General features: G+C 64.0%; 15 protein-coding genes. 11 read left to right on the top strand and 4 right to left on the bottom strand.

Going from position 1 to position 16,460, the window contains the following annotated elements; translation table 11 throughout:
• Window positions 1–138: 138 nt before the first annotated feature.
• Window positions 139–1,008: a LysR substrate-binding domain-containing protein gene (locus I5S59_RS09780; protein ID WP_197876407.1), complete on the bottom strand. Its 870-nt coding sequence runs from the start codon at window positions 1,006–1,008 to the stop codon at window positions 139–141.
• A 279-nt stretch (window positions 1,009–1,287) separates the two neighbouring features.
• Between I5S59_RS09780 and I5S59_RS09785 the strand changes: the two genes are divergently transcribed.
• The 3 genes from I5S59_RS09785 (at window position 1,288) to I5S59_RS09795 (ending at window position 4,818) form a co-directional block, all read left to right on the top strand.
• Entirely contained in the window at window positions 1,288–2,604 is a 1,317-nt protein-coding gene (locus I5S59_RS09785; RefSeq protein ID WP_197876408.1) for an MFS transporter, read from the top strand.
• Window positions 2,605–2,624: 20 nt separating this feature from the next.
• Window positions 2,625–4,016, top strand: coding sequence for an FAD-dependent oxidoreductase (locus tag I5S59_RS09790; RefSeq protein WP_197876409.1), 1,392 nt, complete (start codon window positions 2,625–2,627; stop codon window positions 4,014–4,016).
• Between the two features lie 94 nt (window positions 4,017–4,110).
• Complete coding sequence (locus tag I5S59_RS09795; protein ID WP_197876410.1) at window positions 4,111–4,818, top strand: YebC/PmpR family DNA-binding transcriptional regulator; 708 nt, start codon at window positions 4,111–4,113, stop codon at window positions 4,816–4,818.
• A gap of 38 nt (window positions 4,819–4,856) precedes the next feature.
• Here I5S59_RS09795 and I5S59_RS09800 read toward each other — a convergent pair whose 3' ends face one another.
• The gene (locus tag I5S59_RS09800) at window positions 4,857–6,143 is read right to left on the bottom strand and encodes a leucine-rich repeat-containing protein kinase family protein (protein WP_197876411.1); all 1,287 of its coding nucleotides are present in this window, start codon (window positions 6,141–6,143) and stop codon (window positions 4,857–4,859) included.
• A 210-nt stretch (window positions 6,144–6,353) separates the two neighbouring features.
• Between I5S59_RS09800 and I5S59_RS09805 the strand changes: the two genes are divergently transcribed.
• Window positions 6,354–8,243, top strand: coding sequence for a propionyl-CoA synthetase (locus I5S59_RS09805; protein WP_197876412.1), 1,890 nt, complete (start codon window positions 6,354–6,356; stop codon window positions 8,241–8,243).
• Window positions 8,244–8,264: 21 nt separating this feature from the next.
• Here the strand turns inward: I5S59_RS09805 and zapE are convergent, their stop codons facing one another.
• Complete coding sequence (gene zapE, locus I5S59_RS09810; RefSeq protein WP_420066449.1) at window positions 8,265–9,380, bottom strand: cell division protein ZapE; 1,116 nt, start codon at window positions 9,378–9,380, stop codon at window positions 8,265–8,267.
• A gap of 161 nt (window positions 9,381–9,541) precedes the next feature.
• Here zapE and I5S59_RS09815 point away from each other — a divergent pair, with 161 nt between their 5' ends.
• The 7 genes from I5S59_RS09815 (at window position 9,542) to I5S59_RS09845 (ending at window position 15,909) form a co-directional block, all read left to right on the top strand.
• On the top strand, window positions 9,542–10,069 hold the full coding sequence (locus I5S59_RS09815; protein ID WP_197876413.1) for a spore coat U domain-containing protein: 528 nt from the start codon (window positions 9,542–9,544) through the stop codon (window positions 10,067–10,069).
• 36 nt (window positions 10,070–10,105) lie between these two features.
• Window positions 10,106–10,636, top strand: a complete 531-nt coding sequence (locus I5S59_RS09820) for a spore coat U domain-containing protein (RefSeq protein WP_197876414.1) — start codon at window positions 10,106–10,108, stop codon at window positions 10,634–10,636.
• A 17-nt stretch (window positions 10,637–10,653) separates the two neighbouring features.
• Window positions 10,654–11,187 carry a spore coat U domain-containing protein gene (locus I5S59_RS09825; RefSeq protein WP_197876415.1) on the top strand — a complete coding sequence of 178 codons (534 nt, stop codon included), beginning with the start codon at window positions 10,654–10,656 and terminating at the stop codon, window positions 11,185–11,187.
• Window positions 11,188–11,202: 15 nt separating this feature from the next.
• The gene (locus tag I5S59_RS09830) at window positions 11,203–11,694 is read left to right on the top strand and encodes a spore coat U domain-containing protein (RefSeq protein WP_420066451.1); all 492 of its coding nucleotides are present in this window, start codon (window positions 11,203–11,205) and stop codon (window positions 11,692–11,694) included.
• A gap of 41 nt (window positions 11,695–11,735) precedes the next feature.
• The gene (locus tag I5S59_RS09835) at window positions 11,736–12,527 is read left to right on the top strand and encodes a molecular chaperone (protein ID WP_197876417.1); all 792 of its coding nucleotides are present in this window, start codon (window positions 11,736–11,738) and stop codon (window positions 12,525–12,527) included.
• 119 nt (window positions 12,528–12,646) lie between these two features.
• Window positions 12,647–14,941: a fimbria/pilus outer membrane usher protein gene (locus I5S59_RS09840; protein WP_197876542.1), complete on the top strand. Its 2,295-nt coding sequence runs from the start codon at window positions 12,647–12,649 to the stop codon at window positions 14,939–14,941.
• The gene (locus tag I5S59_RS09845; protein ID WP_197876418.1) at window positions 14,938–15,909 is read left to right on the top strand and encodes a spore coat U domain-containing protein; all 972 of its coding nucleotides are present in this window, start codon (window positions 14,938–14,940) and stop codon (window positions 15,907–15,909) included. Before I5S59_RS09840 ends, I5S59_RS09845 begins: the two co-directional genes overlap by 4 nt.
• 165 nt (window positions 15,910–16,074) lie before the next feature.
• Here the strand turns inward: I5S59_RS09845 and I5S59_RS09850 are convergent, their stop codons facing one another.
• Entirely contained in the window at window positions 16,075–16,407 is a 333-nt protein-coding gene (locus I5S59_RS09850) for a YegP family protein (RefSeq protein WP_197876419.1), read from the bottom strand.
• Between the last annotated feature and the right edge of the window lie 53 nt (window positions 16,408–16,460).

Consider the following 16,460-nt stretch of genomic DNA (forward strand, 5'->3'; position numbering starts at 1 on the left):
CCCCGCGGCCGGCGCCGGCCCGGGCGGCGGCGGCGTTGGTCCCTCCCCCCGCGGCGCCCCCCCCTCCCCCCCGCGTCGGGCCCCCCCCCCCGCCCCCGGCGATCGAGCGCGCAGCGGTCGCAATGCCGCGACGCGGGTTTACAGGCTGTCCTGCACCATCTGCAGAAACGTCGCCACCAGACGCCGTGAACTCTGTTCGCGCAAGCACACCAGGGTTTCAGTCAGGCGCCGCTGACAATCGACAATCGGCAAAGCGCACACCCGGGCAGCGGCGCCGAATTCGGCGGCCGACACCACCCCCACGCCAATGCCGACCACCACCGCCTCGCGCGCCGCTTCCCGGCCTTCGACCTGGATCGCCGGGCGAATGCGCAGGCCCGCCCGTTGCATCTCTTCTTCGAGGGTCTGGCGGGTCACCGAACCCGGTTCGCGCAGCACGATCGGCGTGTCATCCAGGTCGGCCAGGCTGATCGAGCCACGGCTGGCCCACGGGTGATTGTGGGAAACAAACGCCACCATCGGGTCGCTGCGCATCGGCACACAGAGCAGGCGCTCGTCATCCACATCGCGGCCCAGCAGTGCAAGGTCAGCCTGGTAGTTGAACAGCCGCACCAGCGACTCATCAGTGTTGCCGGTTTCGATCTTGACGCTGATCCCCGGGTACTGCTGGCAGAACTGCGCGATCTGCGGCAGCACATGCACCGGCGCATCCACTGCCAGCACCAGGGTGCCGGTCTGCAGCGCGCGGGAGTCCTGGAGCAGTTCATGGGCTTCGCTTTCGCAGGCGAACAGGCGCTGGGTGATGCCCAGCAGACGCTCCCCCAGATCGGTCAGTTGCACCGAACGCTTGTTGCGGTGAAACAGCAACACACCGAAGCGCTCCTCCAGTTTGCGCACCTGGTCGGAGATCGCCGGCTGGGTCAGGAACAGCCGTTCGGCAGCACGGGTGAAACTGCCGTGCAGGGCAACGGCATGAAAAGCTTTCAACTGAGCATGGGAAACCGACATCGCAGCACCTGTTACAAGCTGAGCTTATTTGTGTAATACGATAAATCGATTTTATTTATCAGTCAGTAATTGTTTCTATCTCATCCAGCCCGCCCCGTCAGCTGCAGTGACTGGTGGGTCATGGACCTGGCTGACAAGGCATAACAATACCCGCATGCTCCAGTTCCATCTGACCAGGTGACGGCCCCGACCGGCCGCCACGCAGTGCGCAACACAAGAACAAGACAGGCGTTTTTTCAAATTCTGCCGGCACACTCAAGCTCCGAGGTCAGAGTCACCATGAATACATTCAGTGCAGACATCAAACGTTGGCGCGTGCAGATCTTTGCCATTACCTGGATTGCCTACGCCGCGTTCTACTTCACCCGCAAAGCCTTCTCGGTGGCCAAACTGGGCATCGGCGAAGACCCAAGCTTTACCCTCGACAAAATGGCCATGGCCAACCTCGACGCTATCTACCTGGCGGCCTATGCCGTGGGGCAGTTTACCTGGGGCATGCTCGCCGACCGCTTCGGGCCACGGGTCGTGGTGTTGGGCGGTCTGGTGATTTCCGCCGCCGCCGCGCTGGTCATGGGCAGCTACGCCACCTTCCCGATCTTTGCCACCTGCATGCTGGTGCAAGGCCTGGCGCAGTCCACGGGCTGGGCGGGCTTGTGCAAGAACATCGGCAGCTTCTTTCCCTCGTCCCAGCGCGGGCGGGTACTGGGGCTGTGGAGTTCGTGCTATGCCTTCGGCGGCCTGGTGGCTTCGCCGTTCGCCGGGTGGTGGGCCTATACCCTGATCGGCACCTGGCATGCGGCGTTCTATTCCAGTGCTGCCGTGGTGGCGCTGGTGGCGGTGCTGTTCTTCTTCCTGCAGCGCAACAAACCCGAAGACGTCGGCCTGCCGGCAGTAGAGCCGGAGCCTGAAAGCATGGTGCCGGCTTCCAATCTGTGCAGCATCTGGGCGCCCTTGCGCGAGATCCTGCGCAACCGCACGGTGCTGACCCTGGGCCTGGCCTACTTCATGCTCAAGCCGGCGCGCTACGCCATTCTGCTCTGGGGGCCGGTGATCGTCTTCGAGCAGATGCCGTCGGTGGGCAAGGTGGGGGCAGCGATCATCCCGACCGCCTTCGAGCTGGCCGGCTTGCTGGGCCCGATCATGATCGGCCTGGCTTCGGACAAACTCTTCGGCGCGCGGCGCATGCCGGCGTGCGTGATCAGCCTGCTGGTACTCACCGTGGTACTGGCGCTGTTCATGGGCGCGATGCAGAGCGGCAGCGTGATGCTGGTGGTGGCCTTGCTGTTTGTCATGGGCCTGACCCTGTACGGCCCGGACTCGATGATCAGTGGTGCGGCGGCCATCGACTTCGGTACCGCCAAAGCCGGTGCGACTGCAGCCGGTTTCGTCAACGGTTGCGGTTCGGTGGGGGCGATCCTCGGCGGGCTGTTGCCGGGGTATTTTGACGGCGTCACGGTGTTCATCGTCTTCGCCGGTTGCGCCTTGTTCTCGGCACTGGTGCTGGTACCGCACTGGAACAGCCGCCCGGCGACAGCCGAGCATACCCCGGCGGTCGTGCCCAACACCGCCATGGCCATCAAACCACTGCGTACCTGAGTACTGTGAGGAAACCGACCATGAGACCCTTCTGGCTGCAACAGGCGCTGGATCAGGAAGACGCGCCCGCATGCCCGCCCTTGCGCGGCGATACCCGCTGTGACGTGTGTATTGTCGGCGGTGGCTACACCGGCCTGTGGACGGCAGTGATGCTCAAAGTGCAGCAGCCGGCGCTGGATGTGGTGTTGATCGAAGCCGACATCTGCGGCGCCGGGGCCAGTGGGCGCAACGGCGGCTGCGCGTTGTCATGGTCGGCCAAGTACTTCACTCTCGAGCGCCTGTTCGGCCGGGAGGAGGCAGTGCGCCTGGTCCAGGCCTCGGAGCAGAGCATTTATGCCATCGGTGATTTTTGCCGTGAACACGGCATCGAAGCCGACTACCGGCTTGACGGTACCTTGTACACCGCCACCAACCGCGCCCAGATGGGCGCCACGGACGGCGTGATTGCCGCTCTGGAGCGCCAGGGCATCAACTCCTTCCAGCGCTTGCCGGTGGACGAGGTGCAGCGTTTGGCGGGCTCTACCAGGCATCTGGAAGGCTGGTTTTCGCCAGCGGCGGCCACGGTGCAACCCGGCAAGCTGGTGCGCGGCTTGCGCCGGGTCGCGCTGCAAAAGGGCGTGCGGCTGTTTGAAGGCACCGCCATGACCGGCCTGGAGGAAGGGCCGCAGGCGGTGGTGCAAACGGCGGGCGGCGGCATTCGCGCGGACCGTGTGGTGCTGGGCCTCAACGCCTGGATGGCACGGGCCTTTCCGCAGTTTGAACGCAGCGTGGCGATCGTCTCCAGCGACATGATCATCACCGAGCCGCAACCCGAGTTGCTGCAGCAGACTGGCTTGACCAGTGGCGTCAGCGTGCTGGATTCGCGGATTTTCGTGCACTACTACCACAACACCAGCGACGGGCGGCTGATGCTCGGCAAGGGCGGAAACACCTTTGCCTTTGGCGGGCGCATGCTGCCGGTATTTGACCAGCCGTCTCCCTACGCCGCGTTGTTGCGCCGTAGCCTGGGCGAGTTCTTTCCGGCATTGGCCGAAGTACCGGTAGCGGCGACCTGGAACGGTCCTTCGGACCGCTCGGTGACCGGCCTGCCGTTTTTCGGCCGGCTGGGCGGGCATGGCAACGTGTTCTACGGTTTTGGCTACTCGGGCAGCGGTGTCGGCCCTTGTCACATGGGCGGGCAGATCCTCTCGTCGCTGGCGCTGGGGCTGGACAATGCCTGGACCCGCTCGCCGCTGGTGAATGGCCCGCTGGGGTATTTCCCGCCTGAGCCGATCCGCTACCTGGGGTCGTTGATGGTGCGCAATGCCATTCGTCGCAAGGAGCAGGCGGAGGACAATGGCCGCCGCCCGCGCCACCTCGACGTGCGCCTGGCGCGATTTGCCGCCGCCGCAGGCAAGGCCGACAAAGGCTGAAGGGTTTTTTTGTCGACGGCTTGCGTTGCGTATAAACTGCTCGCCACTTTGGCCGGTCGCTACCTGAACCGGCACCTGAAACAAGAGAGTCGAGATGGGCGCACAGTGGAAAGCCAAGCATAGAGAAACAGCCGCCAACGCCAAGGGCAAGATCATGGGCAAGCTGTCCAAGGAGATCCAGATCGCCGCGAAAGCCGGCGCTGATCCGGACATGAACCCACGCCTGCGTCTTGCCGTGGAGCAGGCGAAAAAGGCCTCGATGACCCGCGAGACCCTGGAGCGGGCGATCCGCAAGGGCGCCGGGCTTGACGGCGATGCAGTGCAATACACCGCCGTGACCTATGAAGGCTACGCCCCGCATCAGGTGCCGCTGATCGTCGAGTGCCTGACCGACAACGTCAACCGTACCGTGGCGCAGATCCGCGTACTGTTCCGCAAGGGCCAACTGGGCACCTCGGGTTCGGTCGCGTGGGACTTCAACCACGTCGGCCTGATCGAAGCCACGCCGAACACACCGGATGCCGATCCGGACATGGCTGCCATCGAAGCGGGCGCCCAGGATGTTGCAGAAGGCGAAGAAGAGGGCGCGACCCTGTTCATCACCGACACCACCGACCTGGACGCCGTGCAGAAAGCTTTGCCGGGCCAGGGCTTCACCGTTATTTCGGCGAAAATCGGCTACACCCCGAAGAACCCGGTCAGCGGTTTGAGCGATGAGCAGATGGCTGAAGTCGAAGCCTTCCTGCACGCCATCGATGACAACGACGACGTACAGAACGTGTACGTAGGTCTGGCAGGTTGATTCAAACCTCCATCGTCGGCGCTGCCGACGATGGAGGATCAGCCCAAGCGCTGGCAGATTTCGGCAAACTCCGGCCGCAGCCGTACCTCGGGCTGCACACAGGCGCGTTGCAATGCCTGCAACGCCTCGCACTGCGTCTCGCAACGTGACAGCAGTTCCCCCAGCAACACCCCGAATGCCAACACCTCGATACGCTGCAATGCGGCCGCTGTTGCGCTGCCGTCCTGCGGGTAAAACGACGCTGCACCAAAATCGCCGAGCAGGCAGTCGCCGTGGTCGTCGCAGAGGATGTTGTGCGCGTAGAGGTCACCGTGGGCGATGCCATGGCGGTGCAAATGCGCGCCTACCGAGGCCACGGCGGTGGCCAGGCGGGTGACACTGGAAAGGCTCAGGCGCTGCTCCTCGCGGTAGGTGTCACGGGTGCAGGACGCAAGGCTCGGTGGCCCGGCCAGGTTGAACCAGCTTGGGTCAATCAGTTGCATCACCAGTGCCGGCAGTTGCTCGGGATGGTTGTCGATACGCCCGGCCAGACGCACCAGTTGCGGATGATCGCCCGCGGCGATACAGGCGGCCATTTCGTTCAGTGGCGAGCCATCGCTGGTCATCTGCCCCTTGTACAGCTTGACCGCCACCGGCTCGTCCTGCTCGCGCCAGCGGGCCTGGTGGATCACCCCGGAAGCGCCCTGGCCGAGCACCTGGGCCAGGCGCACGTGTTGCCAGTCGATACGCGGACAATCACCAGGCACCTCAGGTGCGCAGAAGGGGGCCGGCAGCGGGTTGCCGGCATACGCCAGCCAGGCCAGGCGCGGCAGTTGCAGCAACCAGTCCGGCAAGGCCGGTATCTGGTTGGCGGCAATGCGCATCAGCTCAAGCTTCTGACAGCGCGCCAGGCTTGCGGGTAGCGACTGCAGGCGGTTGCCGGCCAGCATGATCTTTTGCAGGTCTGCACAGTCACCCAGTGCCTCGGGCAACTGGCTCAGGCAATTGTCGGTCAGTATCAGGGCGCGCAAGCGCTTGGGCAGGGCGTTCGGGCTGAGCTGCTCGATGCGGTTGCTCTTGAATCCGACAATTTCCAGTGCAGGGCACTGGCCGACGCCTTCAGGCACGTGGGTAAAGCGGTTGTCCGAGCAGAACAGCACCTTGAGCCGGTGCAGGCGCCCCAGGTCATCAGGCAGCGCGCTCAAGCGATTGCCGGTCAGGTCGAGGATTTCCAGGCTGTCGGCCAGGTCGAAGATTTCCCGGGGGAAGTGTTCAAGCTCGTCGCTCAGGTTGAGCCGGGTGATGCCGGCCAGTCGGCCCATCTTGAGATCGGTGAGGGTGTGCATGTGGAGAACGCAGGTCCGATTAAAAAGCGGCCGCCATGATAGCGGAATCGGTTCGTAGCAGGTGACTTGAGTGCCCGCCAGTCATCCGCCGGTGCGGGGCATGCATTTGTGCACATCCGATGAGACTTAAGTCATATGGCAGCCTCGTCACACAGGTCCATACTCGACTCTCGCCCTTTTAAATAACAACAAGTTCAGGGTTCAGTATCGATGACTTATCAGCACAGCTACGCCCATTCCATTGCCGATCCTGCTGCATTCTGGGCCGAACAGGCCGAGCGTCTGGCCTGGTACCGCAAGCCGCTGCAGACCCTCAGTGATAACGCCGATGGCACCCACCAGTGGTTTGCCGACGGACGCCTAAACAGCTGCTACCTGGCCCTGGATCACCAGATCGAGCAAGGGCGTGGCGAACAGACCGCCCTGATCTACGACTCGCCGGTGACCGGCAGCCAGCAACAGTTCACCTATGTGCAACTGCGCGACGAGGTGGCCCGCCTGGCCGGGTTGCTGCGCGAACTGGGGGTAAAGAAGGGCGACGGGGTCATCATCTACATGCCCATGGTGCCCCAGGCGGCCATGGCCATGCTGGCCTGCGCGCGGATCGGTGCGGTGCATTCGGTGGTGTTTGGCGGCTTTGCTGCCAACGAGCTGGCCCTGCGCATCGACGATGCCCGGCCAACCTTGCTGCTGACGGCCTCGTGCGGGCTGGAGTTCGACCGGGTGATCGAATACAAGCCGCTGGTTGACCGCGCCTTGCAGCTGGCCAGCCATCAGCCGCGCAAGGTGCTGGTGCTGCAGCGCCCACACGCCATGGCGACCCTGGTAGAGGGCCGCGATCTGGACTGGCAAAGCGCCGTGGCCATCGCCAGGCCGGTGGCACCTGTCGAACTGGCAGCGGCTGATCCGCTGTACATCATGTACACCTCCGGCACCACCGGCAAACCCAAAGGCATCGTGCGCGAGAATGGCGGCAACGCCGTGGCCCTGGGGTTTGCCATGCGCCATATCTACGGCATGCAGGCGGGCGATATCTGGTGGGGCATTTCCGATGTCGGCTGGGTGGTCGGTCACTCGCTGATTGTTTACGGCCCGCTGATGAATGGCTGTACCACGGTGTTCTATGAGGGTAAACCGATCCGTACACCGGACGCCGGCGCCTATTGGCGGGTGGTCGAGCAATACCGGGTCAACGGCCTGTTCTGCGCGCCGACGGCCATGCGCGCGATCCGCAAGGAGGACCCCAACGGCGAGCTGCTGCGCCGCTACGACCTCAGCTCCCTGCGCCAGCTGTTCCTGGCCGGTGAAAAACTGGATTCCAGTACCCATCAATGGCTGGAATCGGTCAGCGGCAAGGCGGTGCACGATCACTGGTGGCAAACCGAAACCGGCTGGCCGGTGACTGCACCTTGCGTCGGCCTCGACGGCAGCGCGGCGCGGCCGGGGTCAAGCAACCGGGCAGTGCCGGGCTATCACGTGCGCGTGCTGGATGACGACGGTCAGCTGCTGGACGCCAACCAGCAAGGCGCCATTGTCATTGCCTTGCCATTGCCACCGGGGTGCAGCCAGACCCTGTGGGGCGATCACCAGCGCTACCTGGACGCTTACCTGACGACCTACCCGGGCTACTACCACACCGGCGATGGCGGTTATCTGGATGACGACGGGTTCGTCTACATCATGGGGCGCACCGACGACGTTATCAACGTCTCCGGCCATCGCCTGTCGACCGGCGAAATGGAGGACCTGGTGGCCCGCCACAGTGCGGTGGCCGAGTGCGCGGTGATCGGCGTGCATGATGACATCAAGGGTCAGGTGCCGCTGGCACTGGTGGTGCTAAAGGACGGGCAGGGCATCAGCGAGGCCGCGCTGCAAAGCGAGCTGGTGGCCAGCGTGCGTGAGCACATCGGTGCCTTGGCCTGCTTCAACCAGGTGCGGGTGGTCAAGCGCCTACCCAAGACCCGCTCCGGCAAGATTCTGCGCGCGGTGCTGCGCAAGATCGCCGACCAGCAGGCTTATACCCCGCCGTCGACGCTGGACGATCCGGCAGTGCTCGGCGAGATCGAAGCCGTGCTGGCCTGCTTCGCCCGTACCGCCTGAGTGCGCGCGTCTGCCCGGCGCTCAGGCCGGGCAGGCTGCGGGCTGCGCCTGCCTGAGCTGACCGAGGCGACTGCGCGTGCGCGCCAGGTCACTGGCCGAGCCGAGCAGGCTGTGCGTCAGCGGTGCGGCACCGATCAGCACCAGGTGCTTGTCCTGGTCGTAGAGCACGTCTACCAGGTTGATAAAGCGCTGCTGCTCGGCAATCGAGCAGTCTTCAAGACACGGAAGCCCGTCGATGATCCAGTGGTCGAAATGCTCCACCAGCGCCAGGTAATCAATCACGGCGGTGGCCTGCTCGCACAGCTGGGTAAAACTGAACCCTACGGTATTGCCCTGGATAAAGCTGGCCTGCAACTGGCGCTTGCCTACCTGCAACGGTAGAGAGGTGTTCGTCGGTGGCGGCAGGTTCAGCGCCTGACGCTGCTCGTGGCTACCCGGCCAGAGGTAGTGGCCCTGGGTAAAACGTTGCTGGCTGGCCGTGCCGGGCAAGCTGCGAAAGTCCTGTTCGCCGCCTACCTCCAGCACTTGCATCTGGCTGTTGATCAGGCGGATGACGGGTTCGAAACGCTGATGGTAGAGCGGGTTGGGCAACAGCCCGTGCGGCGCGTAGTTCGATGTCACCAGCACGAAGATGCGTCTCTCGAACAACGCCTGGAACAGGCGGGTGATGAGCATGGCATCGCCGATGTCGTGCACATGGAACTCGTCAAAGCACAGCACCTGGCACTCCATCAGCAGTGCATCCAGGGTGCAGGCGAGGGCGTCGTCCTCGGCACGGTACTCGAACATGCCCTCGTGCAGGCGTGCAAAGAAGTCGTGAAAATGCAGGCGGCGCTTGTGCGTTGCGGGCAAGCATTGAAAGAACCCGTCCAGCAGCCAGCTCTTGCCGCGTCCGACCGCGCCATACAGGTACAGGCTGCGGGCCTGGCCACTGCCCAGTCGTTCGGCCTGAACGGCCATGTGGTCGATCACCTGCACCTGGCCAGGGCTCAAGGTGAAACCCTGGGCTGCGGCTTTTTCGCGAAAATACTGACGAACGGCGGAATTCTGACCGACGGCGTCAACGGAACGATCACCAAAAAATTGGCGCATGATGCGCAGCGGCGAACGCATCCAGGAAGGCGGAAGGGCAGGCAAAACGGGCTCCTTGGGGGTAGCGGGCAGCTGGCACCCGCTTGAGCGACGGTGGCTAATTTACCCAATATGTACTGCTCTGTACATTTTTCCGCCGGCTGGCGGCTTCCCCCTCGGCTGCTACCCTCACGGTCACAACAAGTCTGTAATGAAAGGACGGGATGGTGAAGGGACGTTCTCTGGCGGCGTTGCTCTTGCTGGTCATTGCCGACAGCGCAGCCGGCGCCGAATTCATGGTTGAAGTCAAAGTGGACGTACAGCGCGGGTGTGTACTGGTTCATCAACCCCGCGATGCCGGCGCTCAGGCGGTTGGCGTACTCGACTTCGGTGCCACCGCACGCCTGGATGACCCTGCCGGCCCCCTGACCAGTCAGCTGTTGAGCCTGCGTCCCCCGCGTCTTGAATGCAACCCGGACACCAGTTATCAGGTTGCGGTTGATGCCGGCCAGCACGGTGGCGTCGGCGAGGTGCGCTACCTGGCCAGCAACCAGCCTGCGGCACGCCCCATTCCCTATCGTCTGTATCAGGACCCCGCCTGGCGTATGCCGTTGCCGGTCGGTGAGGTCCAGCATGCCCGGGTGCCTTCCAGCGGATCGGCAGCGCTGCCGCTGTACGCCCGGATCGACCGATTGGCCGAGATACCCGCCGTAGGGCGCTACTCGGACCTGCTTAAAGTAACCGTCACCTGGTGAGCGCCTGACCAGGTCACTGCTAAAGGAACTGGCAGTATGAACAGCGTATTGATGCTGGGTATCGGCCCTTTGTTGCTGGTGGCACCCGATGCCCTGGCGGCCATGACCGGACACATCCAGGCGCAGTTGGTCATCAGCGCCGCGTGCCAGATCAGCGGTGAGCCCGGCGGCGGTATCGAACCGTCCGGGGCGGGGGTGCTGGACTTTGGCAGCCAGGGCCCAAGCTGGGTCAATCCGCTGCACTCACGCCTGGACGAAGTGGCCGGTGACGGCCGCCTGCAGGTGCGCTGCAACCCGTCGGTGCGTGCCTTTACCGTCAGCATCAACGGCGGCGCCAACGGTGACGGCGCCACCCGCCGCTTGAGCAACGGCCGCGAACTGATTGCCTACCAACTGTCTGCCGATCCGTCGGGCAGGGCGCGTTACGGCATTGGCCAGCAACGCAACTTTTCCGTCAGCAGCGCCGCGCAGATCCCCATACCCATTTATGGCGCGGTTATCGCCCACCCCAAGGCGCTGCCGGCCGGCATCTACCGCGACACCCTGATGGTGACCCTGGACTGGTAACACGCAAGGAGAGACTCATGCAGCCGATCATTTCCCGCTTCATCTACGCCGGTATTGGCCTGGCATTGTGTACGCAAGCCCAGGCGGCGACCGTCACCGGGCAGATCAACTCAACCCTGACGCTGATTGCCAGCTGTCAGGTCAATGGTGCAACCGGCAGTACCGGGGTGAACTTCGGGGCATTGAATTTCGGCACCCAGGATGCGCTGTTCACCCAGGCACCCGCGCAGGTGCGGGGCGGTGGCGGCGGGGCGATGAGCATTCTCTGCTCCAGTGGCACGGTACCGGTGGTGAAAATCGGCACCGGCGCCCACGACTCGCAGTCCGCGGGCGGTACACGGGCGCTGGCCGATGGCGCTGGCAACTTTGTGCCTTACGACTTCTACACCGACGCCGGCCACTCGCAACTGCTGGCGATCAACGGCACCATCACCCTGCCGACCAGCACCGGTGTGGCGCAGTCGGTCAATCTTTACGGCCTGGCCAAGGGCAAGGCCGGCCTGCCGGCGGGTGTCTACACCGACACGGTGAACGTCGAGCTGAGTTTTTGACGCATGCAGCGCGCCCTGCAAGGGATGCTGGCGACGCTGATGTGCGGGGTGTCAGCAACCGTGCAGGGGGACCTTGCCAGTACCTTTCAGGTCAGTGCCCAGGTGGTCGCCGGCTGCCTGGTGCTGGGTGGGGTGAGCAATTACGGCACGCTGGATTTTGGCAGCTATTCAGCGCTGCAGAGCGGCCCGGTGAGTACCGCACTCGGCGGCATCACGGTGACCTTGCAATGCACCCCGGGGGTGGCGCTGAGCATGAGTATTGATGCGGGGCAAAACAGCGCCAGCGCCAGTCGCAATCTCAAACGCAATACCGGCACACAACTGGTGGCCTACCAGTTGTTCCGCGATGCCGGCTTCAGCCAGACCCTCGGCATCAATCAAAGCGTGGCTGTGACCTACAGCGATGCCAATGCAATCAAGCTGCCGGTGTACGCACGGGCGCAGCTGACCGGCAACCTGCCCGCAGGCAACTACACCGATGTGGTGCAGGTGGTGCTGACCTGGTGAACGGGCCAAATGGAAAGCGTGGGTGACCAAGGAGGTTATGAATGAAGGCACGCGTGGGTTCGCGTTGTGGGCTGATTGCACGGATCGGCTGCACCCTGGCGCTGTTGTGTACTACGCCGTTGCAGGCGGCAACGTCGGTGCTGATCTGGCCAATCGATCCGGTGCTTGAGGCGGACCAGAAAGCCGGGGCGCTGTGGCTGGAAAACCGTGGCACCGCACCGGCCAACCTGCAGGTACGGGTATTTGCCTGGCGCCAGGGCGACTACGACGATCAGTACCAGGCCCAGCGCGAGATCATCGGCAGCCCGCCAGTGGCGAACATCGCCCCGGGGCAAAAGCAGCTGATCCGCCTGACCCGCACCGGTGCATCGCCGGTGGGCCAGGAGCAAGCCTACCGGATCATCATCGACGAGATCCCGCCGGCCTTGCCCGACGCCGCCGCTGCCGACAAACCGCAGGCCGCGATCCGCTTCCAGATGCGCTATTCGGTGCCGTTGTTCGTCTACGGCCAGGGGCTGTGGGGCAAACCCGATGCCAGCGGCCAGCGCGATTCCAGTGGTGTTGGCAAGCCGGCACTGACCTGGCGTCAGGTGTCGGTGCAGGGTCGTCCGTACGTGGAAATCCGCAACACCGGGCCTGTGCACGCACGCCTGACGGATGTGGTGCTGCAACAAGGCGGGCAGCACCAGCCGCTGGTCGACGGCCTGCTCGGCTATGTACTGCCCGGCGCGAGCATGCGCTGGCCGGTGCCGCAAGCGATGAACGCAGCATCGGTACTCAAGGGACGGGTCAACGGGCAGGAGCCGGCGCAGACCCTCAGTCAGGGGCAATGAACAGCCTCTGATTCCGCAGTCACTGGGGCCAGGGAGGACCCGGTAATGGATGGATACGGTGTGTGAGCATTTTTTCAGTCACGCCACGCCCGCTGGCGCTGACAGCCTGTGCGTTGCTGATGCTCGGCGGCGGTCGACTGCTGGCGAACGAACTGCCACCGCCGCCACCGACGCTGGAGGCGGTAGGCGAGGCCCAGCTGTACCTGGAACTGGTGGTCAACCAGATGAGTAGTACGGCGTTGGTGGCGGTGCAGCAACGTGCCGGTCGTCTGTACATGGCGACTGCCGACCTGCAGGCCGCCGGCGTCCAGGTGCCGGGGCTGCACGCCGAAGAAGTGGCGCTGGACAGTATCGACGGCCTGCACAGCGAATACGACAGCCAGGGTCAGCGCCTGCTCGTTCAGGTGCCCGCCGCCTGGTTGCCGAGCCAGTCCATCGGCAATCGCCAACTTGCCCCGGCCAGTGATGCACGCAGCAGTTTTGGCGCGCTGTTCAACTATGACGTGTACTACAACGATACCGACAATGGCGGCAGCTACCTGGCGGCCTGGAATGAGCTGCGCCTGTTTGACAGCTGGGGCACGCTGTCGAGCACCGGCCAGTGGCGCCAGGCGTTGGGCGGCAGCCAGTACGATGACAGCCAGACCGGCTTTCGCCGCTATGACACCACCTGGCGCTACAGTGACGAGCCGCGTCTGCTGACCTGGGAGGTGGGCGATGTCCTGAGCGGTGCGTTGCCCTGGACCAGCTCCGTACGCCTGGGTGGCGTGCAACTGTCGCGCGATTTCGGCGTGCGCCCGGACCTGGTCACCTATCCCTTGCCGGCTTTCGCTGGTGAGGCCGCGGTGCCTTCGTCGCTGGACCTGTTCATCAATGGCTACAAAAGCTCCAGTGCCGAGCTGCAGCCGGGCCCCTACACCCTGACCAACGTGCCTTTCATCAATGGCGCCGGTGAAGCGGTGGTGGTGACCACCGATGCCCTGGGGCGGCAGGTGTCGACCACCTTGCCGTTCTACGTCACCAGCAGTTTGCTGCAGCAGGGGCTTAGCGATTTTTCCGTGGCCGCCGGCAGCCTGCGCCGCGACTACGCCTTGCGCGACTTTGCCTATGGACCGGGTGTGACGGCTGCCAGCCTGCGTTATGGCGTCAGTGACCGATTCACTCTGGAAAGCCATGCCGAAGCGTCCGAGTCGCTGGCCCTGGGCGGCGTGGGCGGCAACCTGCAGGTCGGTAACTGGGGGCTGGTCAACAGTGCCGTCAGCCAAAGTCGCTTTGACGGTCGCAGCGGCCAGCAATTGAGTCTGGGTTACCAGTACAACAGCCCGCGCCTGGGCTTCAACTACCAGCGTTTACAGCGGCGTGGCGACTACGCCGACCTGACCCTGGTCGACAGCCCCTATACACGCTTGAGCCAGCGCAGCGAGCAGGTCACCCTGAGCCTCAACCTTGATCGTTACGGCAGCCTTGGCGCGGGCTACTTCGACGTGCGCGCCGGTGACAACAGCCGCACCCGGCTGATCAACCTGAGCTGGAGCAAGCCGCTGTGGGGCAACAGCAGTCTGTACCTGTCGGCCAACCGCGAAGTCGGCGACAGCCAGTGGGCGGTGCAGGCGCAGTGGGTCATTCCGTTCGACCTGCGCGGCACCTTGAGCATGAGCGTGGAACGCAACCAGAACGGTGAGAACCTGCAGCGGGTCAATTACAGCCGCGCGGTGCCGGCGCAAGGCGGTGTCGGCTTCAACCTCGGTTACGCCGATGGCGATCGCGAGGCTTATCGTCAGGCCGCCCTGACCTGGCGCCTGCAATCGGTGCAACTGCAGGCGGGCGCCTATGGCAGCAGCGGTGACACCACGCGCTGGGCCGATGCCAGTGGCTCGCTGGTGTGGATGGATGCCGGGGTGTTTGCCGCCAACCGCATCGACGATGCCTTCGTGGTGGTCAGCACCGACGGCTTTGCCGATGTGCCGGTGCGCTATGAAAACCAGTTGATCGGTCGCACCGACAGCAACGGGCATCTGCTGGTGCCCTGGAGCAGCGGTTACTACCGCGGCAAATACGAAGTCGACCCGATGGAGTTGCCCAGCACCGTGCAGGTGGCGCAGGTCGAGCAGCGGGTGGCGGTGCGCCGGGGGACCGGCTACCTGCTGGAATTTCCAATGCGCAAGGTGCTGGCGGCCAGCCTGCACCTGGTGGATGCCAGCCAGCATGACCTGCCTCTGGGCAGCCAGGTACTGCATGAGCAGAGCGGTGCGCGCACCGTGGTGGGCTGGGATGGCCTGGTCTACCTGGAGGGCCTGGCTGAGCACAACAGCGTGGTGGTACAGCGCACGGATGGTGGTACGTGCCGGGTGCAGTTCAGCGTTGAGGGTGACCAGGAACAGGTGCCGCTGATCGGGCCCCTGGTGTGTCAATGAAGCGCTTGCTGGCGGCGTTGATGTTGCTGGTTTGCGGCCAGGTGCAGGCCCTGTGCTCGGTGGTGGCAACGTTGCCGGCGGCCTTTGGTACGGTGAACTCGACGCTGGTGCGTACGGCCATCCAGTCGGCGTCGACCACCAACGCCGGCTTGCAGTGCACCGGTTCGCTGCTCAGCCTGCTGGCCACCGATGACCACTTTTACGCCACCTTTACCCCGACGGGCGCCACCACTGGCCTGGTCGGGCCAACGGGTGATGTGATCGGTTACACCTTGTATGCCAACAACAGTACCAACTTCCCGATTACCCGCGGGCAGCCTTACGACTTTGCCCGCAACGGCATCATCGATGCCCTCGGGCTGCTCAATGGCACCGCGCCCAAGAGCGTGCCGATCTACCTGAAAACCCGGGTCGGCAGCAACGTGGCTGCGGGGCTGTATCAAGAGACCTTTACCGTGCTGTGGAACATCAACTATTGCTATGGCATCGGCGCGCTGGGCATTTGCCTGGGACGTCAGAGCTTCGAGCTGCCCACCACGCTCACGGTCAGCCTGACGGTAACCAACGACTGCCAGATCACCACGCCAGCCATCAATTTCGGCAGCGCACCGGTGATCAGCGGGTTCAGCGCGGTCAATCAGAGTGTCAGCCTGTCGTGCACGAAGGGCAGCCTGTACACCGTCGGGCTCAATGACGGCCTGAACCCGGTGAGTGTGGGCGGGCGGCGGCGGATGAAGTCGAGTGTGGGCAACTTCATCAGCTACGACATCTTCAAAAGCGCGAGTGCCGTGCGCTGGGGCGCCCTGACCAGTGCCCGGCGGGCGAGCAGCGATGCCGACATCAACCCCGGGGCAGGGACCGGGACCGGCAGCCAGGTGTTCAATTACAACGCCAAGGTGTATTCCGATCAGGCGACGCCGCCGGCAGGCAGCTACCTGGACAGTGTGATCCTGGATGTGCAGTTTTGACGTGGGAGCCAGGCTTGCCGGCGAACCAGGCACCGCGTAACCCCTGATGCACCGCGTCATCGTTTTTCGCGGGCAAGCCACGCTCCTACAGGTTGGGGTGCACCGCAGACCTGTAGAAGCGGGTTAACCGAGAAGCCAGGCCGCCTCTTAAGGCAGTGCAACGTGTCAGGTGTTGTCTTTCACCGTCTTGCTGCTGCCGTTGATCTTCACCGAGGCGATGCCGGCATCGCGTGATTGCTCGGTGGTGTACAGCTGGCTGGTGCCGATCACCTGGTGGTTGGCGGCCTTCAGGTTGAAGTGGAATTTGCCGTTGCTGGCCACTTTCTTCTCGTAGCGCTCATCGGCTGCACTGTTGGCCTGGACCGAAGCGATACCGCTTTCGGCAGAGGCCTTGGCCTTGTACAGCTCACTGGTAAGAATGATTTCGCCGTTGCCCGCTTTCAGAACAAAGCGGAACTGTCCGTCACTGCTGGTGCTCAACTCGAACCAACCTGCCATGGGATCTCCTTATTTCGCAGATGCGTGTTGGGGGCGCTGCTTGCACGCTTGCG

The organism is Pseudomonas alkylphenolica, from assembly GCF_016009175.1.
GTDB lineage: Bacteria > Pseudomonadota > Gammaproteobacteria > Pseudomonadales > Pseudomonadaceae > Aquipseudomonas > Aquipseudomonas alkylphenolica_B.